The organism is Zhihengliuella halotolerans (genome assembly GCF_004217565.1).
Lineage (GTDB): Bacteria > Actinomycetota > Actinomycetes > Actinomycetales > Micrococcaceae > Zhihengliuella > Zhihengliuella halotolerans.
The window spans coordinates 2,011,240-2,032,822 of sequence record NZ_SHLA01000001.1 but is presented as its reverse complement, the minus strand read 5'-3'; the positions used below and the strand labels follow the sequence as shown (position 1 = coordinate 2,032,822).

Here is a 21,583-nt window from a genome sequence, read left to right as displayed (position 1 = left end):
CGGAACGGAGCAGCCATGGCGCAACAGGCCGTTGACACCCAGCTGTGGGAGATCGCCGCGCAGGTGACCGACCCGGAGATCCCGGTCCTCTCGATCGAGGACCTGGGCATCCTCCGCGAGGTGCGCCGCGAAGGCGGCGACGCCGTCGTCGTCACCATCACGCCCACCTACTCGGGCTGCCCGGCGATGGGCACGATCCAGGTCGACCTCGAGCGCGCGTTCGCGGCGCACGGGTACACCGCGCGCGTCGAGCTCGTGCTCACGCCGGCCTGGAGCACTGACTGGATGACCGAGTCGGGCCAAGCCAAGCTCGAGGCCTACGGCATCGCCCCGCCCACCGGGAAAGGCCATGCAGGCCGCGTCACGCTGGGCCTGGCTGTGAAGTGCCCGCGCTGCCATTCGCTCGACACCAAGGAACTCTCCCGCTTCGGCTCGACCTCCTGCAAGGCGCTGTACCAGTGCCGGGAGTGTCTGGAGCCCTTCGACTACTTCAAGGTTCTGTCATGACTGAGACTGCAACAAGCCGCCGGCGCGCGGCGTTCCACACCCTCGACGTGGCCGAGGTCCGCCGGCTGACCGCGGACGCCATCGAGGTGACGTTCGCCGTTCCCGAGACGCTCGAGGGCGAGTTCGACTACCTTCCAGGCCAATACGTGGCGCTGCGCAAGCGCCTGCCCGACGCCGAGGGCAATGTGCAGGAGATCCGCCGCAGCTACTCGATCTGCGCCGAACCTAGGCCGGGCGAGATCCGGGTCGCGATCAAGCGCGACCTGGGCGGGGTCTTCTCCACGTGGGCCAACGAATCGCTGACCGCCGGCGAGAAGATCGACGTCATGAGCCCGACCGGCGCGTTCATCTCCAAACACCGGATGACCGGGCTGAACGATCCCGAGTCGATCGATACGGACATGGAGGACACCTTCGTCGCCGTCGCCGCCGGATCCGGCATCACCCCGGTGCTCGCGATCGCCCGCACCGTGCTCGCCGCGAACGAGAACACGCGCTTCGACCTGATCTACGCGAACCGGGCGGCGATGGACGTGATGTTCCTCGAGGAGCTCGCGGACCTGAAGGACCGCTACCCGTCGCGGTTCGCGCTGCATCACGTGCTCTCGCGGGAGCAGCGCATCTCGCCGCTGCTCTCGGGCCGCATCGACTCCGAGAAGCTCACCGCGCTGCTCGAGAACGTCATCCGCACCGATCAGGTCGACGAGTGGTTCCTGTGCGGGCCGTTCGAGCTCGTCCAACTGGTGCGCGACACGCTCGCAGGCAAGGGCGTGCCCGCGGATCGGGTGCGTTTCGAGCTGTTCACGACCGGCAAGCCGACCCGGCCGGAGGGCCACATCGGCCGCGCCGTCCAGGACGACGACGGTGAGAACTTCGAGATCGAGTTCCGTCTGGACGGTCTCTCGGGCGAGGTGAAATCGCCTGTCGCCGCGAACGAGACGATCCTCAACGCGGCCCTGCGCGTGCGCCCCGACGTGCCGTTCGCGTGCGCCGGCGGAGTCTGCGGCACGTGCCGCGCGAAGGTCACCGGCGGCGACGTCAAGATGGCCGAGAACTACGCGCTCGAAGAGGACGAGGTCGACGCCGGCTACGTGCTCACGTGCCAGACCCGCCCGACGAGCGAACGCGTCAGCGTCGACTTCGACGCCTGACGCCCGCCTCCGCGCACTGTCCGTCGTCGTCCTGCCGGCAACCACCCGAACCGCAACCCCCGCAGCCCCGTCCCGTAAACCCCGCAACCACTGGAGTCATCGTGATCGACCTGAACATCGCGGACGGCATCGCGACCGTCACGCTGAACGCACCCGAGAAGATGAACGCGCTCGACGTCGCGGCTCTCGCCGAGCTGTCCCAGGCGTACGACGACGCCGCCGCGGCTGCCGAACGCGGTGAGGTCAGGGCCCTGCTGCTCAAGGGGGAGGGGCGCGGCTTCTGCGCCGGTCGGGACATTTCCGGCGTCGTACCGGCTGATGACGATGTCATCGGCTACTTGGGGGGCACAGTGCAGCCGGTGCTGGAGAAGATGGCGGCGTTCCCGGCGCCGACGTTCGCGGCCGTGCAGGGCGCGTGCCTGGGTGTCGGGCTCGGGCTGGCGATCGCGACCGACGTCGTCTACGTCGCTGACAACGCCAAGATCGGCTCGCCGTTCGCGAATCTCGGCGCGACGCTCGACTCGGGTGGGCACTGGCTGTTTACCGAGCGACTGGGCGCCCACCGGACGCTGGATCTGATCTACACCGCGGAGCTGATGAGCGGCGAGCAGGCCGTGGCTCAGGGGCTGTTCAGCCGTTCCTTCGCCGCCGACGAGCTGTACGAGCGCACCGAGGAGATCGTCGCCCGCGTCGCCTCCGGTGCCACGGGAGCGTTCCGGGCCTCGAAGGAGCTCGTGGCGCAGATCCGCGACCAGCGGCTGGGGCTGTGGGCCTCGATGGCGAATGAGAATCAAGCCCAGGCCGACCTGTGCGACACGGCGGACTACGCCGAGGGTTTCGCGGCCTTCCAGGAGAAGCGGAAGCCGGCCTTCAAGGGCGAGTAGGGGGGCGATTCCAGCCAGGGAAAGCCCGCAGGATTGTCGGCGGAGGCACGCTCTACTGCCTCGGCAGAGTGGAGGCGACAGCGGATCGGAAGATCCTGCGGAAGCACACGTACCGACGAGTGCACCGGCACTGAGCAGCTTGATACCCACTGCGCCTCGAGGACTCGTTCCACGCCCGCCCATTCGTAGGGCTTCATACGTTCGAAGGTGCCCTTGTCGATCAGGTGCACCCAACCGGGTTGGAGTAGGTCCGTTCTCTGGTCGCTGCCGGAGAGAGACAAGAAGTAGTGGGGTGGTGTCCAGGCGCCTTCCGATTCGATGTGGACGCAGGAGTTGAGCATGCCGTTGGTCGAGGGGCCGCGCAGTGCGTAGCACATAGCCCATATCGCGTCGGAGGAGCCAAAGACTGCCCGGCGTTTACTGAATTCGTCTGGGCTTCTGTCCAGGGGCGCCCGGGGCTGCAACTCATCCAGGCCCCCACGCTGCGTGCCGTGCAAGAGAAAGCCGCCCCTCTCTGCCGCCCATTGCAGAACTTCCCAGAGCGGTTCATCGTGGCGGAGCAGGGCGCGGTCTCCCGTGCTGATGAAACGCTGCCAGCTCTCGGCGCGCGGCTGGGCTCGCCGTGGTGGCGCGGCCTCCAGCCAGGGTGGAATGCCGGGCTGGGCGCTACGAACGCTCACGTGGGGGTCTCCTCGTCGATGCCGGGACTGTCGTGGCAAAAAGAGAGTCCTGCGCTGTAGAACGGAGGATACCGCACCGTATCGGGGCCGTTCGTCGATTCTCTGACAGGTTGGACGCAGTCCGGTCTTCGATGGCGAGTAGAAGTACGTAGAAATCTTCCATCAACTATTCACACAGTCGAGCAGATCTTCTAAAATGGAGGTATGACTCAGCCGCAGGAGTTCAGGGTTCATCTCGGGGACACGGTCCTCGCGGTGAAGCCGGCTGCGTCCAGTGAGGCAGGCGCTCTCGTCGGCGCCCCGGCGCTCGAAGCGGCCCTCGAGGCACTGGGCCCGAAGGATCTGCTGCAGTTCGCCGAGCAGTTGCGTCGATTCGCCGAGGCGGCTGGTTTCCGGGCGGCAGCGGCACTGGAAGACGTGACGCGGAGCCGCATCTCTGCCGACCTCGAGGAACTCGGGCAGTCCTCCCCGGGGATGCGGACCTCTGTGGGGACCGGCCGTCTCGTCCACGATGCTCCGGAAGAGGTTGTGGCCCTGGAGATCGCGGCCGTGCGCGGCATCGCCCGGATGACGGCCGCCCGCGAGGTCGGGCGCGCTCGGACGCTCGTGGACGACCTGCCCGACGTGCTGAGCAGGATGGCCGCCGGCGGTCTGGGCCCCGCCCATGCGCGGTCCGTGGTGGACCTCGCCGACAAGATCGAGCCGGAACGCATCGCGGAGCAGGACACGGACGACCCGGCGGCATGCGAACAGCACGAGCGCCGGGTGGAGGCCAGTCGGCGCGAATGCCGCCGGCGCCGGCAGGCGTTCGGTGCCGACCTGCTCGAGCGTTCCAGCGGGAAGACTCCCGGTCAGCTCGAGCGATACGGCAAGCGACGGCTCGAGAAGGAGCTCGACGAGCCCTTCGCCCAGCGTCATCGCCGCGCGGCCGATCGCCGGTTCGTCGCCGTCGACGCCGACGAGGACGGCATGTGCTTCCTCAGCGCCTACATCCCGACCGTAGCGGCCGAGGCCATCGACCGGCGGCTGGCGGAGTTCGCGGCGGCGCAGAAGCACCGCGACGCCGTTGCCGGGGATGAAGACGAGCGCACTCTCGCCCAGGTCCGCGCCGACGCCTTCATCGACATCCTCCTCTCCGGCCCCGAGGCTGTCGGCCTGCAGAACGTCAAGCCCGAAGTGACAGTCACCGTTCCGTCGACCGTCTTCCCGGGATTGGCGGTTCTGGCCGACCAGGGCGGCTCGGCTCCGGGCCTCTTGGACGGCGAGTCGCTCGCCCCCGGGGCCGACCTGCCTGAGGCCGAGCGCTTCGGATCCTTCGGCCTCGATGAACTGGCGGCGATCCTGCCGCAGGCCAGCACGTGGACGCGGGTCGTCACGGATCCCTGGACCGGGGCGATCACCGCCTTCGACGCCGAGGCCTACCGCCCACCCCGGGCGCTGCGCCGCGCGCTCGCACTGCGCGACCGCACGTGCCGGGTCCCCGGGTGCGGACGCCGGGCCACCGCCTGCGAACCCGATCACGTGATCGAGCGCCAGGATGGCGGGAGGACGGAGCTGTCGAATCTTGTCTCGGTCTGCAAACGCTGCCACCGACTCAAGTCGTGGGGGCTCCTGACTTTCGACCTCCACCCCGACGGGACTCTCATCGCCGAGACCTGGTGGGGGACGCGGCGGAAGACTCTGCCCGATGCGCCCTGGGCGGCATGGCCCATGGACTCGCCGCCGCCCCGAAGCCGGGAAGCAGACACCGGGACGCCGACGGCGCAACTCTTCATACTCGAATCACCCATCGACCTCGGCAAGCCTGCGCCCGCCAGTCACCGGAGCAGTAAGGACGACGAGGAGTTCGCGGAGATCGTCGCTCGGCTCGAGCGAAGTCTCGTGTCGTTCATGGAGCCGTGCCCGTTCTAGCCGTCCTGGCAGCGTCGTGTCCCTGCGGCTGGGAGAGTAGGGTGCAATGCGCAGGGAGCCGAGAATTCCGCTCCCGGTGGGCGGAAGAGGGAGTGGAATGTGGACGAGTCCACCGCAGAGGAACTGACCGTGGGCCAGCTGGCCGAACGCAGCGGGCTAGCCATCTCCGCGCTGCACTTCTACGAGCGCAAAGGCCTGATCCACAGCCGTCGGACCTCGGGAAACCAGCGCCGATACCCGCGCTCGGTCCTCCGCCGGGTCGCCGTCGTCCGTGCCGCACAGCGTGCCGGCATCCCGTTGAGCACCGTCGCCGCGGCGCTCGCCCACCTGCCCCGCAACGGAGTACCCAGCAGGACGGACTGGCAGCGCATGTCGCAGGCCTGGCGCGACGAGATTGAGGACCGGATCATCCGCCTCGAGCACCTGCGCGACCGGCTCGATGGCTGCATCGGCTGCGGTTGCCTCTCGATGACGAGCTGCGCCATGGTCAACCCGCACGACCGGCTCGGGGAACAGGGTCCCGGAGCCCCGGCTCTTGACGTCTGACCACCACTCGCGACTGTGTGACGCATCACATTCGCCGAATGCGCCTTGACCTCAACCGAGGTTAAGGTTTTAGCGTCGATGGTGTCCGGGTAACACTCCGGACGCCGACCAACGAAAGAATCCGCATGACCGCACCCACCGCATCCGCAGCCGACTCGACGCTCCCGGGCGCCGAGCCGCAGCATCCGCTGCACGTGACCAACGAGCTCTTCCGGATCGCCTTCCGCCATCATCCCGCCGGCGTGGCCATTGTGACGGCCGCGAACCCGGATCCGGTCGGCATCACGGCCTCGTCGGTCGCCTCGGTTTCCGCGGACCCGCCTGCGCTCTCCTTCTCCGTCTCTGGCGGCCGGTCGGCCGGGCGGGTGGCGGAGGCGGACACCGTCGTCGTGCACCTGATGGACGCGGCGCACGTCGACACGGTCACCGCCTACGCCACCACCGGCACCGAGCGCTTCGCCGAGGGGACCTGGGAGCCGGCCGTGACGGGGGAGCCCGTACTCAAGGACGCCCCCTGGGCGCTGCGTTGCAAGGTGATCGAGCGGGTGCCGGTCGGCAGCTCCATCCTCGTGGCCGCGGAGGTCCTCGAGATCCTCCGCGGGGAGCACAGCGAGCCGCTGGTCTATCACAACCGGGCCTTCCACCGGCTGACAGAGACGTCATTGATTCAATCTCGTGACGCGGGCTGACTAGGCTGATATCGAAGGTCTGAATGTTGATTCAGAACGACGGCGCCGGCGCCCCCGGCGCTGTCACTCAAGTTGTGGGCGGCCCACCCGGGCACACCGGGGGTCGCCACGCCGCGGGCGCAGAAGCGGACGCGGATCAACGAAAGGAACGGGCATGACCGAGAAGTACACTCTCCCCGAGTTGAACTACGATTACGCGGCGCTGGAGCCGAGCATCTCCGCTCGGATCATGGAGCTGCACCGCTCGAAGCACCACGCCGCGTATGTCGCGGGTGCGAACACGGCTTTGGAGCAGATGGCCGAGGCGCGTGAGAAGGGCGAGTTCGGTGCGATTCCGAAGCTGTCCAAGGACCTCGCGTTCCACCTGGGTGGGCACACGAACCACTCGATCTTCTGGCAGAACCTCTCGCCCGAGGGTGGGGACAAGCCGGTGGGTGAGCTGGCGGCGGCGATCGATGACGCGTTCGGTTCGTTCGACGCGTTCCGTGGCCACTTCACGGCGGCGGCGATGAGCTTGCAGGGTTCGGGTTGGGCGTTGCTGTCCTTCGAGGGGCTGGGTGGGAACCTGGTCATCGAGCAGCTCTACGATCAGCAGGGCAATGTGCCGGTGGCGTCGACGCCGTTGTTGATGCTGGATATGTGGGAGCACGCGTTCTACCTGGACTACGTGAACGTGAAGGCGGACTACGTCAAGGCGTTCTGGAACATCGTGAACTGGGCGGATGTGTCGGCGCGGTTCGAGGCGGCTCGTGCTGGTGCCAAGACGCTGATCACTCCGGGCGCTTAGGCGTCTTCTCTCCTGGGTGTTCCGGTGGTTTCCGGGGTGCTGTGGGGGAGTGGGGAGGCGGTCGTGGACCGGGGGTGATGCCCCGGACCGCGACCGCCTTTCTCGTTTCAACATGGCCGAAGGGTGAAATGGTGGGTGAAATCGGGCGCCACAGGGGCCGAATGGAATCGTGAGCCTTCAACCATTTGCCAACATCATTGGAGCGCGTTCAATCGTGCCCCCGCCCGTTCACGGGTTCGGGGATCCGCACGGCGGAGTGGCTCAAGCAGGCCATACCCCCCTCTGAGTCGGTTTGTCCCACTCCGCCGTGCTCCCCCGGTCTTCTTCCGCCCCGCCGCTAGTAGCGGGTGTCGACGTCCTCGAAGACCAGGAAGGTCTGGGTGTCGAGCACCCCGGGCATGCTCTGCAGCTGATCAAAGATCACCTGGCGGAGCTCCGCGTTGTCGCGTCCGCGCACCAGCAAGATCACATCGAAGTTCCCTCCGACGAGGCCGATGTGATGAACCTGCTTGATCGCCGCGAGCCGCTCGCGCATCTCCCGCCACGAATGCTGGCGAAGCTTCAACGTCACGTAGGCCGACGCCGTCAGGCCAGCCTTTACCGGATCGATCACCGCCGTGTAGCGGGTGATGACCCCCTCGTCCTGCAGCCTGTTGATCCGTGAGTATGCGTGCGCCCGCGAAACGTGCGCCTTCTGCGCGATGGCGGTGACCGATTGCCGGCCGTCGCGCGCCAGCTCGGCCAGGATGCGCTCGTCGGTTGCGTCGAGTGCTACGGGGTGCGGCTGCATGGGTGTCCTCCAGAGTTTCTCGCCGCCGGCGGCGTTCGGCGGCTGGTGCAAGTCGTCTACGGCGCAGGGTGTAACGCCAATCACGGTGACGATCCGTCCACAAGAATACTCCGTTCGAATCCAATCCTCTGTTCTTGGACCGGAAACCGGATACGAAGTGATCGTCAGGGCGCATACTTGATCGCAAGAACGCCGTGCGGTGTGGCCTGCGTCATGTCCGCCGGCCGCACTGCACTCAGGCCAGCGAAGGAGATCACATGGGAACGCCACCGATCGGCGCCGACGCCCGCGAGGAGGACCGCGCCGCCTACCTGGACGAGACCGCCCGCAAGTTCGGCATCTCGGTCGAGGACTATTTGCTTCCGACGGACGGCTCCATCCGGATCCTCGACGAGACCGGGGCCCTTCGCCCGGTCGGCGAGCAGGGCACCGCACCCGGGCACGAGTACCCGCTGCCGGAGGCCGGCGACCTGCTCGAAGCGTATGAGGCGCTCGTCGTCGGCCGCCGGGTCAACGACCAGAACTCCGCGCTCGTGCGCCAGGGCCGGATGGCTGTATACCCGTCGAGCCACGGGCAGGAGGCCTGCCAGGTGGCCGCCGCGCTCTGCCTCGGCGCGGACGACTGGATGTTCCCGACCTACCGCGACTCCGTTGCCGTGATGACCAAGGGCATCGACCCCGTCGAGACCATGACGCTTTTCCGCGGTGACTGGCACGGCGGGTACGACCCCAAGAAGTACAAGGTCGGCATCCAGTCCACCCCGCTGACCACCCAGCTGCTGCACGGCGTCGGCGTCGCCCACGCCGCCAAGCTGCGCGGCGAGGACACGGTCGTCCTCGCGATGTGCGGCGACGGCGCCACGAGCGAGGGCGACTTCCACGAGGCCCTGAACTTCGCCGCCGTCTTCAAGCTGCCGGTGGTCTTCTTTGTGCAGAACAACCAGTACGCGATCTCGGTGCCGCTGGCCCACCAGACGGCCGCACCCTCGCTGGCCCACAAAGCGGTGGGCTACGGCATGGCCGGCGAGCGCGTCGACGGAAACGACCTCGTGGCGCTGCTGGCCGTGCTGCGCCGCGCCGTCCGCCTCGCCCGCGACGGCCACGGCCCGCTGCTCGTCGAGGCGCACACGTACCGCATGCAGGCGCACACCAACGCCGACGACGCGACCCGGTACCGCCAGGACGCCGAGGTCCAGGAGTGGCTCGCCAAGGATCCCGTCACCCGGATGCGCGCCTACCTGCGCAGCGAATCGGTGCTCGACGACGCCGGCGAGGCCCGGATCGCCGAGGCAGCCGAAGCGATGGCGACCCGGCTGCGGGACGGGCTCAATGAAGACGTCGCCCCGGACCCGGAGGATCTCTTCCGCTACGTCTTCACCGAACCCACCACCCAACTGCAGGAGCAGCGGGCCCGCCTCGTCGACGAGCTGGCCCGCGACGCCGCCACCGAGACGGAGGGAACCCGATGACCGTCACCACCTCTTCCGATGCCAACGGCAACGTCAGCGCGGCCACCGCCCGCGCGAGCGAGCGTGCCGCCGAGCACGCTGAGGCCGCGCAGCTGCAGCCGGTGACGTTCGCCAAGGCGCTGAACACCGCCCTCGCCGACGCGCTGGAGGCGAGCGACGACGTCGTCCTCTTCGGTGAGGACATCGGCACCCTCGGCGGCGTCTTCCGCATCACCGACGGGCTGACGGACCGCTTCGGCGAGCACCGCTGCTTCGACACTCCGCTGGCCGAGTCCGGCATCGCCGGCATGGCGGCGGGCATGGCGATGAACGGGATGCGCCCGGTCATCGAGATGCAGTTCGACGCGTTCGCCTACCCGGCGCTCGAGCAGATCTTCAGTCACATCGCCAAGATGCACAACCGCACGCGCGGCGGGCTGAAGATGCCGATCGTCATCCGCATCCCGTACGCCGGTGGCATCGGCGGCGTCGAGCACCACTGCGATTCGTCCGAGTCCTACTACGCCCACACTCCGGGCCTGAAGGTCTACGCGCCGGCGACGGTCGCGGATGCCTACCGCATGCTGCGCGAAGCCATCGATTCCGACGACCCCGTGGTCTTCTTCGAGCCGAAGAAGCTCTACTGGTCCAAGGATCGGCTCGACCTCGACGCCCTGCGGGCTTCGTACGACGACGGAGCGCCCGCCTCGCGCTCCGAGGGCAAGGCCGTGATCGCCCGCGAGGGCAGCGACGCGACGCTCGTGGCCTACGGGCCGTCGGTGCCGACTGCGCTTGCGGCTGCCGCGGCTGCAGCCGAGGAGGGGCGCAGCATCGAGGTCGTGGACCTGCGCACAATCGTCCCGCTCGACGACGCGACGATCACGGCGTCGGTGCGCAAGACCGGCCGCGCCGTCGTGGTGGCGGAGACTCCGGGCTTCGCGTCGGTCGCGAGCGAGCTCGTGGCCCGCATCCAGGAGCGCTGCTTCCACTCGCTGGCGGCCCCGGTGCTGCGCGTGACCGGATTCGACGTGCCGTTCCCGGCACCGAAGCTTGAGGAGTTCTTCCTGCCGAGCGTGGACCGGATCCTGGACGCCGTCGACGAACTGCAGTGGGAGGGATGAGCATGTCCGTCAAGACGTTTCTGCTGCCCGATCTGGGCGAAGGCCTGACCGAGGCCGAGCTGCTGAGCTGGCACGTCGCCGTCGGCGACACCGTGCGCGTGGACCAGCCGATCGCCGAGGTCGAGACCGCGAAGTCCGCCGTCGAGGTCCCGTGCCCGTTCGCCGGGGTCGTCCAGGAGCTCTTCGGTGCGCCCGGTGACACCCTCGACGTGGGCAAGCCCCTGATTTCCGTGCTGCCCGAAGGCGCCAGCTTGCGGGCGCCCGAGGCTCCGGATGAGGCGCCGGGGGCCGCGCAGTCCTATCGCGAGGAGGAGCGCGCCGGCGCGTCTCCGGCGGCGTCCGGCAGCGCTGGCGATCCGGAAGACGGGGCGGATTCCGGTTCCGGCAACGTCCTGATCGGATACGGCACCCCGGGCGGTTCCGGGTCTACGCGCCGCCGCCGCATGCCGAAGGTCTACCGCGAGGTGGTCGACCCGCGGTCGCTGCCACCCGGCGAGACGTCGGCCGCTCCCGCGCCCGCCGCCGAGCCGGGTCTCGCCCCGCGGGTCATCAACCCGATCGTGCGCCGCCTCGCCCGCCACCATGGCATCAGCGTCGCGTCCCTGCGGGGCTCGGGCGACGACGGGCTGATCCTGCGTTCCGACGTCGAGGCGGCCATCGCGGGTGCTGACGGCGTGAGCGCAGAGGACACGACGACGGAGCGCCCCGCCGTCGTGTCCGGACAAGCCGCAGTGCTGCCGGCTGCGGCAGGGGCGACCGACGCGCGGACCGGACTCGGCATCGCCGAGCGGATCCCGGTCAAGGGGGTGCGCAAGACGATCGCGGCCGCGATGACGCGCTCGCGCACCGAGATCCCCGAAGCGACAGTGTGGGTCGACGTCGACGCGACCGCGCTGCTCGAGCTGCGGGCCTCGCTCAAGTCGACGCCGGCCGGTGCACCCGGGCTGCTCGCGTTCATCGCGCGCTTCGTGGTCGCCGGCCTGGCCAAGTACCCGGAGCTCAACGCCCGGATCGAGGACGTCGACGGCGGGCAGGAGCTCGTCCGGTTCGACGGCGTGAATCTCGGCTTCGCCGCGCAGACCGACCGCGGGCTCGTGGTCCCGAGCGTCGAACGCGCCGACGCGCTCAGCGCCCGCGAGCTCGACACCCGCGTGCGCGAGCTGACCGCGAAGGCGCGCGAGGGCAAGTGCTCGCCGGCCGAGCTCACGCGGGGCACGTTCACGCTCAACAACTATGGGGTCTTCGGCGTGGACGGATCCGCGGCGATCATCAACTACCCGGAAGCCGCGATCCTCGGAGTCGGGCGGATCATCGAGAAGCCGTGGGTCGTCGGCGGCGAGCTGGCCGTCCGCCACGTCACCGAGTTGACTCTCGCCTTCGACCACCGCGTGTGCGACGGCGGCGTGGCCGGCGGCTTCCTCCGCTACGTGGCCGACGCGATCGAGAACCCGGGCTCAGTCCTGGCGGATCTCTAAGAATTCTCTGCTAGCCCGGTCGGCGTTGTCTTGACGCCGGCCGGGCTTTTCGCGCGCCTACCTCAAGGGCAGCGCAAGAAATTTTTTCCCGATTCGGACACATCGTCAGGCCCGAAACGACGCCGATCGGCCGGTTTTAGGAGCCTCGCGTCCCCCTTTGTGTCGATGCCGAATCGGCGGGATCGCCGTCGTGGTGCGGATCTGGGACGAGCAATCAGGTGTGATGTGCGTCACTATCGGCCGCGGCGCCGCGTGTCCACCCGGTGCAGACTGGGCGGTAACGTTAAGACACGTTGTGCGCGCCTAACTTGTATCGAACGCTACAGAATGTGCACAATAATGACACTCATAGGGACGCCGGGGGTCGCGACTCTTGAGGTACGAGAGACGCCGATTTCGTGTTCACGCGAAGTTGGTCGGCTCTTCACCCGCAGTCCTCGCAATTTCAGCAGCACGCGAGGCGATACCAAGAAGGGAACCACCCACCATGGCAGACCGCATCAAGCCATTCGCCATTCTCTCCCCGGACCGTGACCGCAAGGACGGCAAGCCGCGCCGCAACGTCGGGCGCCCCGCAGTGATCGACCCCGACGCGACGGCAGCCTGCGCGCTGCGCCTCTTCGACGAGTTCGGCTACGACGCCGTGACGATGGAGCAGGTTGCCAAGGCGGCCGGTATCGGCCGCAAGAGCCTCTACCGCTACTTCGCCTCGAAGGCCGATCTGGTCTGGGGCGGGAGCCTGCCCGTCGGGTCCAAGGCCACGGCCATGCTCGAAGGCAAGAAGGGCAAAGACGCCGAGGCGGCCTTCGAGACGCTGCGCGAGTACGCCCGCGTCGGCACCGAGGACCTCGATCCCGAGGTCACCCGCATCCGCCTTCGCCTGACCAACCAGCACCGCGAGCTGGCCGGCTACGGCTATGGCTTCCTGGCCGAGCGCGGCCGCATCATCTCCGAGTACCTCGAGCGTTCGGGCGTCGAGCAGCCCCGCGCCGCCTACCTCGGAGCGGCCGTCATCTCGGTCATCCACGCCGCGTGGGTGCTGTGGGCGCTCTCCGAGGACTCCGATCCGTCGCCGTACCTGGAAGACGCCATCGGCGTCGTCCTCTAACCGGGCGCCGGAGCCCGCGTGCAGGGTTTCGACCTGCAGCACATCGGCCGGGGACTCGCCTTCGCGCAGTCCCTGGCCGAACTGCGTTCAGCACTCGCCGCCCCGGCCTCCCGCGCAGTCGTCCAGGCACCTCCGGGTACTGGCAAGACCACGCTTGTGCCGCCGCTCGTCGCCGAGCTCGCCGCGGGCGACGGGTTCACCGGCAGGATCGTCGTTACGCAGCCCCGTCGGGTCGCCGCTCGCGCCGCGGCCCGCCGGCTGGCGCAGCTGACGGGAACGCGCGTCGGCGACCTCGCCGGCTACAGCGTCCGCGGCGAGTCCCGCACGGGCGCGGCGACGCGCATCGAATTCGTTACCGCCGGCATCCTGCTGCGCCGCTTGCTCGCCGATCCGGGCCTCGAGTCGGTCGCCGCCGTCGTGCTCGACGAGGTGCACGAGCGCGCCCTCGAGACCGACCTGCTGCTCGGCGTCCTCGCCGACGTGCACGCGCTACGCGGCGGCGGCGACGGCGACCTGCGGGTCGTCGCAATGTCCGCGACCGTCGACGCGCCGCGCTTCGCCTCCCTGCTGGGCCGGTACGACGACGGCGGCCCGGCCCCCGTGATCGACTCGCCCTCGGTGCTGCACCCGCTCGAGGTCCGCTGGGTGCCCATGCCGTCCGCGCCAGCGGCCCGGTCCACCCGCGGCGGTCCGTCGAACTCCTCGCACCGGCTCGACGAGCGCGGTGTGCGCCGCGAGTTTCTCGACCACGTCGCCGCGACGGCGGCCGACGCCCACGCGGCGGCCCTGGCCGCGGATCCGGGCGTCGACGCCCTCGTGTTCGTGCCCGGCGCCCGGGAGGTCTCCCACGTCGTCGCGGCGCTGGCCCGGCGGGCGCCCCGCACCGAGGTCTTGGCTTTGCACGGGCAGCTGCCGCCGGGTGAGCAGGACCGCGCCGTTGCCGGTCGGGTGCCGGGGGAGAAGCCGCGCATCGTCGTCTCGACCGCGCTGGCCGAGTCCTCGCTGACCGTGCCGGGCGTGCGCCTCGTGATCGACGCCGGCCTCTCGCGCGAGCCGCGGCGCGACGCCCGCGGCATGAGCGGGCTCGTCACCGTTTCGGCCTCCCGGGCCGCGTGCGAGCAGCGCGCCGGCCGCGCAGCTCGCCAGGGGCCCGGGGTGGTGGTGCGCTGTTTCGATGAGAAGACCTTCGCCGCCGCCCCCGCGTACATCACCCCCGAGATCCAGACCGCGGACCTGACGCAGACCGCGCTGACACTGGCTTGCTGGGGGTCGCCCGGAGGGAAGGACCTGCCGCTGCCCGACGCGCCGCCGGCTGCCGCGTTCGCCGACGCGGAGCTCGTCCTGCGCGGCCTCGGCGCCCTCGATGTTTCGGGCCATGCGACGGACGAGGGCCGCCGCCTGGCCTCGGTCCCGGCCGACCCGCGCCTGGCGCGCGCCCTGTTCGACGGCGCCGGCCGCGTCGGCCTGCGGGCCGCGGCGGAGGTCGTGGCCCTGCTCGCCGGGGACCTGCGCGCGTTCGGCATCACCGCCGCCGGCGGCGACCTGTCCCGGGCCCTCGCGTCGCTGCGCGGAGCGCGCGGCCCCGAGCGGGGGCGCTGGGACGACGAGGTGCGGCGGCTGCGCTCGCTCGCCGCCGACGTACAGGACTCCTCGGCGCGGACCGGAGAGGGGCGGGCGGCCGGCGAGGCGGAGACCGGATACGTGGCGGCACTGGCGAACCCGGAGTGGATCGCGCGCCGCGTCAGCGAGAACGAGTACCTGCTGGCGTCGGGCACGCGCGCGCAGCTGCCGGGCGGCAGCGCGCTCGGCGGGCACGAGTGGCTGGCTGCCGCCGAGGTCGCCCGCCAGGGCAGTCGGGCGCTGCTGCGGGCGGGCGCGCCGATCGGTGAGGACGTCGCGCTGGAAGCTGGCGCTCACTTGCTGACCGACCGGGTGGAGGCCCAGTTCGACGGCGGCCGCGTGCGGGCGCGGCGCGAGCGCCGGCTGGGCGCGATCCTGCTCGAGTCCACCCCCGTGAAGGCGACGCCGGAGCAGGCGCGGCCGGCGGTCGTCCGGGCGCTGCGGGTTGAGGGGCTCGGGTTCTCGGAGAAGGCCGAGGCGCTGCGCCGGCGGATGGGCCTGCTGCACCGCGTGCTCGGCGACCCGTGGCCGGACGTGGGTGAGGCCGTCCTGCTGGAGCGGATCGAGGAGTGGTTCGCCCCCGAGATCGAGAAGCTGGCCGCCGGGGCCGACGCGCACCGCATGGACCTCGCCGAGCCGCTGCGCCGGCTGCTGCCGTGGCCGGCGGCGGTCCGGTTCGACGAGCTCGCGCCGGAGCGGATGCGCGTGCCCAGCGGCAACACGGCGCGTGTGGAGTACCCGCCGGTCGACGACGCGACGGCCGGGGAGTCAGCCGGCGGCTCGAGCGCGGGTGCACCGGGCGCTGAGGCCGACGGCGGCGACCGGGTCGACGGAGGACAACGGCCCGCCGGCAACCGCCCCGTCGTCGCGGTGAAGCTGCAGGAGTGCTTCGGCTGGGCCGAGACCCCGGCGCTCGTCGACGGCCGCGTGCCCGTACTCTTCCACCTGCTCTCGCCGGCGGGACGGCCGCTCGCGGTTACGGGAGACCTGGCCTCGTTCTGGTCGGGGCCGTACGCGCAGGTGCGCGCGGAGATGCGCGGGCGCTACCCGAAGCACCCGTGGCCGGAGGATCCGTGGACGGCCCCGGCGACGGCGAAGACCAAGAACCGGATGTAGCCACAGTCGGGATCGCGCGGCGGCTCAGGCCTCTTGCAGCCGCAGCAGCCGGGCGTTGGCCTCGCTCCAGTGCTGGACCATCGTCGGGCCGCCGTGGCCGTCCTGTTCGTCGATGATGAGCGTGGACCCCGGCCACCTCCGGTGCACTTCCACGGCCGTGAGCGCGGGGCCGGAGACGTCGCGTCGCCCGTGGATGAGGATGCCCGGGATGTCGCGAAGCCGGTCCATGTGCTCGAGCAGCGGCGGGTCGGCGAAGCCGTCGTTGGACCAGTAGTGGGTCACCAGCCGGGCGAACGCGAGCCGGTACGCGTCGTCGTCCCAGCGCGGATCCCGCGTGAAGCCTCCGGCACCGATCGAGACGTGCACGTCCTCCCACTGGGCCCACTCCCGGGAGGCGGCGTCCCGTACCGCCGGGTCGGGTGAGTTCAGCAGGCGATCGTAGGCCTCGACCAGCCGGTCCCGGCCACGTCGGTACCCCGTGCCCGCCCGCTCCGCGTGGGTGGCGAACCGGTCCCACGCCTCGGGGAAGACGGCGCCCACGCCCTCCGTGATCCAGTCGACTTCTCGACGGCTCGTGGTGGTGACCGCGAACAGGACGACGCCGGCCACGCGGTCCGGGTGGGCCTGGGCGTAGGCGAGCGCGAGGGTCGACCCCCAGGAGACGCCGTTGACGACCCAGGATTCGACGCCGCGTGCTTCGCGCAGCGCCTCGATGTCGCGGATCAGGTGGGCGGTGGTGTTCGATTCGAGACTGGTCGCGGGGTCCGAGGCATGCGGGAGCGATCGGCCGCTGCCGCGCTGGTCGAAGCCGATGACGCGGGCGCGGGACAGGTCGAAGCGGTTGCGGTATCCGCTCTGGCCGCAGGTTCCGCCGGGCCCGCCGTGCAGGTACAGGGCGGGCGCGCCGGACTCCTCGCCCCACTCTTCCCAGTAGATCCGCTGCCCGTCGGCGGTGGGCAGCATGCCGTGCTCGCGCGGAGTTTCCTTCATGGCCTGGCTCCTCCGGCTCTACGCGTCGACCGGCTTCGCCGCGGGTACGGGCGCCACCGACTCGCGGTGGACCACCCGGCCGGCCAGCGTGTGCCGCACCGGTTCGGCCCCCGGGGCGGTGAGCCGCGTCAGCAGCGTCTCGGCCGCGAGCACGCCCATGTCGTAGGCCGGCTGCGAGATGACCGTGATGGGCGGGTCGACCAGGGAGGACCACGGCATGTCGTCGAACATCAGGAACGAGACGTCGTCGGGGACCCGCACCGCGTCGGCCCGCAGGGTCGTCAGGACTTCGAGCCCCACCATGCTGTCGGAGGCGATGAGGGCCGTCGGGGCGTTCTGGAGAGATGTGATTTCGCGGGTCGCGGCGTGGATCGCCTCCGGGGTTGAGAGGTTCAGGCGGATCCACGTCGGATCCACGTCGATCCCGGCAGCCGCGCAGGCCTCGACGATGCCCGCGAGCCGCTCGGCCACCGACGAGTTCGTCAGCTCGAGGTCGGGTGTGTAGCCGCCGGGGGCGTCCACCGCGGAGAGGAAGCCGATGCGCCGGTGGCCGGCGTCGATCAGCTCCGCAGTCGCCTGCCGCGCCAGTCCGCGCAGATCGACCTCGACCGAGTCGACGCCGAGGTGCGGGATGCTCCGGTCGAGGAAGACCATGGGCCGGCCCGAGTCGAGCGCGCCGACCAGATGGTCGACGTGCGCCGAACTCGCGGGCGAGACGACGAGGCCGTCGACGCGCTTGTCGAGCATGACGCGGACCGCGTCCTCCTCGACGTCGACGCGCTCGCCCGTGTTGGCGAGCACGACGTCGTAGCCCCGCCGCCGCAGCGTGTCGGAGAGCCCGCGCGTGGCCAGGCCGAAGAACGGGTTCTCCACGTCGCCGATGACGACCCCGATGGTCTGCGAGCGGCCCGTGTTCATGCTGCGGGCCAGCGCGTTGGGCCGGTAGTTGAGCTCCTCGGCCGCGGCGAGGACCTTCTGCCGCACGGGTTCGCTGACGGCCCCGTAGCCGCCGAGGGCGCGCGCGGCCTGCGCCTTGGAGACCTTGGCGGTCCGCGCGACGTCGGCGACCGTCGCCGGTCGCTGCCTGTTTGTATCGCTCATGAAAATTATTCTCCGACCCCTTGACTGCCGTCTTGGTTCGACTGTAGCTTATTTCACATCCCAATGAGACCGGACTCACTCAATATTTGCAAGGTTGAGACCGGACTCATCTCATCACGACAGATCGGATCGCACCGTGAAGTACAACCTCAAGACCCGCACGCTCGGCGCCGCCGGTGCCGCGGCCTTCGCGATCGCCGCGCTGGCCGGCTGCTCCACCTCCGGAGCGGAGGCCGAGGGCACGGCCGCGGAGAGCCCCTACACCCTGATCCAGCCCGACAGCATCCGCGTCGCCAGCATCGGCGACGCCAAGCCGTACACCTACACCGACGCCAGCGGCGAGTTCACCGGCTTCGACGTCGAGCTCTTCACCGACGTCGCCGGCCGCATCGGCATCGACGACGTGGTCTTCACCGGGCAGGACTTCGCCGCGATCCTGCCGGGCGTGGCCAACGGACAGTTCGACGTCGGCGCCGCCGCCATCGGCATCACCGCCGAGCGCGAGCAGACGGTCGACTTCACCGACGGCTACCTCGCCGGCTACCTCACCGTCCTGACGCCGGAGGACTCGGGCGTCGGCTCCGCCGATGAACTCGACGGCCGCCGGCTCGGCGTCGTGCAGGGATCGCTGCAGGAGGCCTACGCGGTCAAGAACTTCACCGAGACGGACATCGTCCGCTTCCCGGACAACAACACCGCGGTCAGCGGCATGAACAGCGGCTCCATCGACGCGCACTTCCTCGACTACGAGGCCGCCAAGGACTATATGGAGCAGTACGGCCACGTCTCGGCGGCCGACATCCCGTCCTTCGACGCCCCGGCCGGCTTCGCGGTCGCCAAGGGCAACGAGCAGCTGCGCGACGACCTGACGGCCGCCCTGCACGAGGCGATGGAGGACGGCACCTGGAAGGAGCTCTACGAGAAGTGGTTCCCGGGCTCGCCGATGCCGGACCAGTACCTGCCGAGCGCCGAACAGAGCGAAGCGGCGACCGACACGAACGCCGACGGATGATCTCCGCCCCCGGCGCCACGCCAGCCACCACTGAGAGGGAGTAACCGACGTGGATTTCCTAGACAACCTGTCCCGGACGTTCCTGGACTTCGAGGCCATGGCGGAGGTCTTCCCGCACCTGCTCACGACCGGCCTCGTCAACACGATCGTCCTGTCCATCGCCGCGACCGTGATCGGCATCGTGGCCGGCATGGTCCTGGCGGTCATGGGCATCTCGCCGCTGCGCTGGCTGCGGGCGCCGGCCCGCGTCTACACCGACATCTTCCGCGGCCTGCCCGAGATCCTGACGATCCTGCTCATCGGGCAGGGCTTCTACCGGATCAGCGCGGACGTCTTCGGCCCGTCGCCCTACCCGCTCGGCATCCTGGCCCTGAGCCTGATCTCGAGCGCCTACATCGGCGAGATCTTCCGCTCCGGCATCCAGAGCGTCGAGAAGGGCCAGCTCGAGGCCTGCCGGGCGCTCGGCATGAGCTACGGCAAGGCGATGGCGCTCGTGGTCATCCCGCAGGGCATCCGTCGCGTGCTGCCGGCCCTGGTCAACCAGTTCATCTCGATCGTCAAGGCGTCCTCGCTCGTGTACTTCCTGGGCCTCATGGTGGGTGAGCGCGAGCTCTTCCGCGTCGGCCAGGACGCGGCCGTGCTGACGGGCAACCTTTCGCCGCTCGTCCTCGCGGGCATGTTCTACCTGGTCATCACGGTGCCGCTGACGCACCTGGTCAACTTCTTCGACGACAGGTTCCGCAACGGCCGGCGCAAGCCCACCGGCCCGACCAGCGGGCTCAAGGAAGTCACCGAACTCGAGGGCAAGGCAACGACGGAGGCTGCACGATGAGCACGAGCGAAGCGAAGACGACGGCGGCCGGCGAGGTCGTGTACGAGGGGTCCAGCCTGGACCTGCAGGATCTGACGATCGCGTACGGCGAGGTCGAGGTCGTGCGCAACGTGTCCCTGTCGGTCCCACCCGGGACGACTACGTGCGTGATCGGCCCGTCCGGTTCGGGCAAGTCGACGCTGCTGCGCGGCATCAACCGGCTGCACGAGCCGAAGTCCGGGGACGTGCGCCTCGCCGGCCGCTCCGTCCTGAAGGACAAGCCGGACGACCTGCGCCTGCGCATCGGCATGGTCTTCCAGCACTTCAACCTCTTCCCGGACCACACCGCCCTGGAGAACGTGGCGCTCGCGCCGTGGCGGGTCAAAGGCCAGTCGAGGTCGGCGGCCCGCCGGCTCGCCGAGGACCGGCTGCGCGAGGTCGGCCTGGGCGAGCGCATGGACCACCGCCCGCGCGACCTCTCCGGCGGTCAACAGCAGCGCGTGGCCATCGCCCGGGCGCTCGCAATGCACCCGGAGGTCATGCTCTTCGATGAGGCGACGTCCGCCTTGGACCCGGAGCTCGTCAAGGGCGTGCTGCGGCTCATGGCCGAGCTCTGCGAGCGGGGGATGACCATGGTCGTCGTGACTCACGAGATGGGCTTCGCCCGGAAGGTCGCCGACCAGGTGGTCTTCATGGACGAGGGCGAGGTCGTGGAGGTCGGGCCGCCGGAGCAGATCTTCGACGACCCGCACTCCGACCGCCTGCGCACCTTCCTGTCCGAGGTGCTGTGATGGTGCACGTGATCAGGACGGCCGTCCTCGGCTTCGGGACCTCGGGCCGGATCTTCCACGCCCCGTTCCTCGCCGCCGACGACCGCTTCGAGGTCTCGGTGATCGCGACGCAGGATCCGGGCCGCGCCGAACAGGCCCGCAGCGAGCACCCCGGCGCTCGGATCGTGGCGACGGCGGCCGACGCCCTGGCCCTGGCCGCGGACCTCGACCTGGTGGTCGTCGGCACCCCTCCCGGGACCCACTTCGACCTCGCCTCCCGCGCGATCGACGCCGGCCTGCACGTCGTCGTCGACAAGCCGTTCGTCGTCCGCTCGGCCGACGGCGCCGAGCTCGTCCGCCGTGCCGAAGCCGCCGGTGTCGCCCTGACGGTCTTCCAGAACCGGCGCTGGGACGCCGACTTCCTGACGCTGAAGCGCCTGCTCGACGACGGCGAGCTCGGCGACCCGCTGGTCTTCGAGTCCCGCTTCGAATGGTGGAAGCCCGAGGGCATGAGGGACTGGAAGGGGCGGACCGACGTCGCCGACGGAGGCGGCATCCTCTACGACCTGGGCCCGCACCTGATCGATCAGGCGCTGCACCTGTTCGGGCCCGTCGAGTCCGTGCACGGGGAGGTGACCCGGCACCTGGCGACCACCGACGCGGACGCGGACGACGACGCCGTCGTGCTGCTGCGGCACGCGAACGGCGTGAGCAGCCGGCTGACCATGAACTCCGTCTCCGCGGCCGCGGGACCGCGCTTCCACGTGCTCGGCACCCGCGCCGCCTACACCAAGCACGGGCTCGACCGGCAGGAGCCGCAGCTGATCGCGGGGCTGCGGCCCGGTGACGACGAGCTGGGGCGCGAGCCCGGGGAGAACCACGGCGTGCTGACCACGCCCGAGGGGCCCGCGCGCATCGCACCGGAGCGCGGCGACTACGCCGGCTTCTACCGCCGGCTCGGCGACCACCTGTCCGGCGACGGGGCGGTACCCGTCGACCCGCGCGACGCGATCGCCGCACTCGAGATCATCGAACGAATCCACGGCCGGTGACGGCCGCTGTGAAA

Annotated in this window: 20 protein-coding genes; 16 read left to right on the top strand and 4 right to left on the bottom strand. The window is 70.0% G+C overall.

Features of this window, described 5'->3' with window-relative positions; genetic code table 11:
• Nucleotides 1-15: 15 nt before the first annotated feature.
• The 3 genes from paaD to EV380_RS09230 all read left to right on the top strand — a co-directional run bounded on the left by paaD (nucleotide 16) and on the right by EV380_RS09230 (nucleotide 2,542).
• Nucleotides 16-507, top strand: coding sequence for a 1,2-phenylacetyl-CoA epoxidase subunit PaaD (gene paaD, locus EV380_RS09240; RefSeq protein WP_130450891.1), 492 nt, complete (start codon nucleotides 16-18; stop codon nucleotides 505-507).
• Complete coding sequence (gene paaE, locus EV380_RS09235; RefSeq protein WP_130450889.1) at nucleotides 504-1,658, top strand: 1,2-phenylacetyl-CoA epoxidase subunit PaaE; 1,155 nt, start codon at nucleotides 504-506, stop codon at nucleotides 1,656-1,658. Before paaD ends, paaE begins: the two co-directional genes overlap by 4 nt.
• 101 nt (nucleotides 1,659-1,759) lie before the next feature.
• Entirely contained in the window at nucleotides 1,760-2,542 is a 783-nt protein-coding gene (locus tag EV380_RS09230) for an enoyl-CoA hydratase/isomerase family protein (RefSeq protein ID WP_130450887.1), read from the top strand.
• On the opposite strand, the gene EV380_RS09225 is transcribed toward EV380_RS09230, so the two are convergent.
• On the bottom strand, nucleotides 2,482-3,222 hold the full coding sequence (locus EV380_RS09225; RefSeq protein ID WP_130450885.1) for a hypothetical protein: 741 nt from the start codon (nucleotides 3,220-3,222) through the stop codon (nucleotides 2,482-2,484). The genes EV380_RS09230 and EV380_RS09225 overlap by 61 nt on opposite strands.
• 204 nt (nucleotides 3,223-3,426) lie before the next feature.
• Between EV380_RS09225 and EV380_RS09220 the strand changes: the two genes are divergently transcribed.
• The 4 genes from EV380_RS09220 (at nucleotide 3,427) to EV380_RS09205 (ending at nucleotide 7,155) form a co-directional block, all read left to right on the top strand.
• Nucleotides 3,427-5,133 (top strand): HNH endonuclease signature motif containing protein, encoded by a 1,707-nt coding sequence (locus EV380_RS09220; protein ID WP_130450883.1) that lies wholly within the window; start codon nucleotides 3,427-3,429, stop codon nucleotides 5,131-5,133.
• Nucleotides 5,134-5,232: 99 nt separating this feature from the next.
• Nucleotides 5,233-5,679, top strand: coding sequence for a redox-sensitive transcriptional activator SoxR (soxR, locus tag EV380_RS09215; protein ID WP_130450881.1), 447 nt, complete (start codon nucleotides 5,233-5,235; stop codon nucleotides 5,677-5,679).
• Between the two features lie 125 nt (nucleotides 5,680-5,804).
• Complete coding sequence (locus EV380_RS09210; RefSeq protein WP_102157753.1) at nucleotides 5,805-6,368, top strand: flavin reductase family protein; 564 nt, start codon at nucleotides 5,805-5,807, stop codon at nucleotides 6,366-6,368.
• A 154-nt stretch (nucleotides 6,369-6,522) separates the two neighbouring features.
• Nucleotides 6,523-7,155, top strand: a complete 633-nt coding sequence (locus EV380_RS09205) for a superoxide dismutase (protein WP_130450879.1) — start codon at nucleotides 6,523-6,525, stop codon at nucleotides 7,153-7,155.
• 337 nt (nucleotides 7,156-7,492) lie between these two features.
• Here the strand turns inward: EV380_RS09205 and EV380_RS09200 are convergent, their stop codons facing one another.
• A complete protein-coding gene (locus EV380_RS09200) occupies nucleotides 7,493-7,945 on the bottom strand; it encodes an Lrp/AsnC family transcriptional regulator (protein ID WP_130450877.1) in 453 nt (150 codons plus the stop codon).
• A gap of 257 nt (nucleotides 7,946-8,202) precedes the next feature.
• Between EV380_RS09200 and pdhA the strand changes: the two genes are divergently transcribed.
• The 5 genes from pdhA to hrpB all read left to right on the top strand — a co-directional run bounded on the left by pdhA (nucleotide 8,203) and on the right by hrpB (nucleotide 15,833).
• Entirely contained in the window at nucleotides 8,203-9,414 is a 1,212-nt protein-coding gene (gene pdhA / locus EV380_RS09195) for a pyruvate dehydrogenase (acetyl-transferring) E1 component subunit alpha (protein WP_130450875.1), read from the top strand.
• Complete coding sequence (locus tag EV380_RS09190) at nucleotides 9,411-10,514, top strand: alpha-ketoacid dehydrogenase subunit beta (protein WP_102158034.1); 1,104 nt, start codon at nucleotides 9,411-9,413, stop codon at nucleotides 10,512-10,514. The genes pdhA and EV380_RS09190 overlap by 4 nt, the downstream gene beginning before the upstream one ends.
• 2 nt (nucleotides 10,515-10,516) lie before the next feature.
• Nucleotides 10,517-11,989 carry a dihydrolipoamide acetyltransferase family protein gene (locus EV380_RS09185; protein WP_130450873.1) on the top strand — a complete coding sequence of 491 codons (1,473 nt, stop codon included), beginning with the start codon at nucleotides 10,517-10,519 and terminating at the stop codon, nucleotides 11,987-11,989.
• 487 nt (nucleotides 11,990-12,476) lie between these two features.
• On the top strand, nucleotides 12,477-13,097 hold the full coding sequence (locus EV380_RS09180) for a TetR family transcriptional regulator (RefSeq protein WP_102158036.1): 621 nt from the start codon (nucleotides 12,477-12,479) through the stop codon (nucleotides 13,095-13,097).
• An 18-nt stretch (nucleotides 13,098-13,115) separates the two neighbouring features.
• Nucleotides 13,116-15,833: an ATP-dependent helicase HrpB gene (gene hrpB, locus EV380_RS09175; protein ID WP_130450871.1), complete on the top strand. Its 2,718-nt coding sequence runs from the start codon at nucleotides 13,116-13,118 to the stop codon at nucleotides 15,831-15,833.
• Between the two features lie 24 nt (nucleotides 15,834-15,857).
• On the opposite strand, the gene EV380_RS09170 is transcribed toward hrpB, so the two are convergent.
• Together EV380_RS09170 and EV380_RS09165 are read right to left on the bottom strand one after the other, a co-directional pair.
• Nucleotides 15,858-16,823 (bottom strand): alpha/beta fold hydrolase, encoded by a 966-nt coding sequence (locus EV380_RS09170; RefSeq protein WP_242607562.1) that lies wholly within the window; start codon nucleotides 16,821-16,823, stop codon nucleotides 15,858-15,860.
• Nucleotides 16,824-16,841: 18 nt separating this feature from the next.
• The gene (locus EV380_RS09165) at nucleotides 16,842-17,924 is read right to left on the bottom strand and encodes a LacI family DNA-binding transcriptional regulator (protein ID WP_130450869.1); all 1,083 of its coding nucleotides are present in this window, start codon (nucleotides 17,922-17,924) and stop codon (nucleotides 16,842-16,844) included.
• Between the two features lie 136 nt (nucleotides 17,925-18,060).
• On the opposite strand from EV380_RS09165, the gene EV380_RS09160 reads away from it, so the two are divergent.
• The 4 genes from EV380_RS09160 to EV380_RS09145 all read left to right on the top strand — a co-directional run bounded on the left by EV380_RS09160 (nucleotide 18,061) and on the right by EV380_RS09145 (nucleotide 21,569).
• A complete protein-coding gene (locus EV380_RS09160; protein WP_102158039.1) occupies nucleotides 18,061-18,936 on the top strand; it encodes an ABC transporter substrate-binding protein in 876 nt (291 codons plus the stop codon).
• Nucleotides 18,937-19,033: 97 nt separating this feature from the next.
• Nucleotides 19,034-19,768, top strand: a complete 735-nt coding sequence (locus EV380_RS09155) for an amino acid ABC transporter permease (RefSeq protein ID WP_423219045.1) — start codon at nucleotides 19,034-19,036, stop codon at nucleotides 19,766-19,768.
• A complete protein-coding gene (locus EV380_RS09150; protein ID WP_130450865.1) occupies nucleotides 19,765-20,538 on the top strand; it encodes an amino acid ABC transporter ATP-binding protein in 774 nt (257 codons plus the stop codon). Before EV380_RS09155 ends, EV380_RS09150 begins: the two co-directional genes overlap by 4 nt.
• Nucleotides 20,538-21,569 carry a Gfo/Idh/MocA family protein gene (locus EV380_RS09145; RefSeq protein ID WP_130450863.1) on the top strand — a complete coding sequence of 344 codons (1,032 nt, stop codon included), beginning with the start codon at nucleotides 20,538-20,540 and terminating at the stop codon, nucleotides 21,567-21,569. Before EV380_RS09150 ends, EV380_RS09145 begins: the two co-directional genes overlap by 1 nt.
• Nucleotides 21,570-21,583 lie beyond the last annotated feature (14 nt).

Coding starts and splice junctions, on each gene's coding strand:
- paaD (WP_130450891.1), top strand. CDS start 16: ATGGCGCAACAGGCCGTTGACACCCAGCTGTGGGAGATCGCCGCGCAG.
- paaE (WP_130450889.1), top strand. CDS start 504: ATGACTGAGACTGCAACAAGCCGCCGGCGCGCGGCGTTCCACACCCTC.
- EV380_RS09220 (WP_130450883.1), top strand. CDS start 3,427: ATGACTCAGCCGCAGGAGTTCAGGGTTCATCTCGGGGACACGGTCCTC.
- EV380_RS09210 (WP_102157753.1), top strand. CDS start 5,805: ATGACCGCACCCACCGCATCCGCAGCCGACTCGACGCTCCCGGGCGCC.
- EV380_RS09205 (WP_130450879.1), top strand. CDS start 6,523: ATGACCGAGAAGTACACTCTCCCCGAGTTGAACTACGATTACGCGGCG.
- EV380_RS09200 (WP_130450877.1), bottom strand. CDS start 7,945: ATGCAGCCGCACCCCGTAGCACTCGACGCAACCGACGAGCGCATCCTG.
- pdhA (WP_130450875.1), top strand. CDS start 8,203: ATGGGAACGCCACCGATCGGCGCCGACGCCCGCGAGGAGGACCGCGCC.
- EV380_RS09190 (WP_102158034.1), top strand. CDS start 9,411: ATGACCGTCACCACCTCTTCCGATGCCAACGGCAACGTCAGCGCGGCC.
- EV380_RS09185 (WP_130450873.1), top strand. CDS start 10,517: ATGTCCGTCAAGACGTTTCTGCTGCCCGATCTGGGCGAAGGCCTGACC.
- EV380_RS09180 (WP_102158036.1), top strand. CDS start 12,477: ATGGCAGACCGCATCAAGCCATTCGCCATTCTCTCCCCGGACCGTGAC.
- EV380_RS09170 (WP_242607562.1), bottom strand. CDS start 16,823: ATGAAGGAAACTCCGCGCGAGCACGGCATGCTGCCCACCGCCGACGGG.
- EV380_RS09165 (WP_130450869.1), bottom strand. CDS start 17,924: ATGAGCGATACAAACAGGCAGCGACCGGCGACGGTCGCCGACGTCGCG.
- EV380_RS09155 (WP_423219045.1), top strand. CDS start 19,034: ATGGCGGAGGTCTTCCCGCACCTGCTCACGACCGGCCTCGTCAACACG.
- EV380_RS09150 (WP_130450865.1), top strand. CDS start 19,765: ATGAGCACGAGCGAAGCGAAGACGACGGCGGCCGGCGAGGTCGTGTAC.
- EV380_RS09145 (WP_130450863.1), top strand. CDS start 20,538: ATGGTGCACGTGATCAGGACGGCCGTCCTCGGCTTCGGGACCTCGGGC.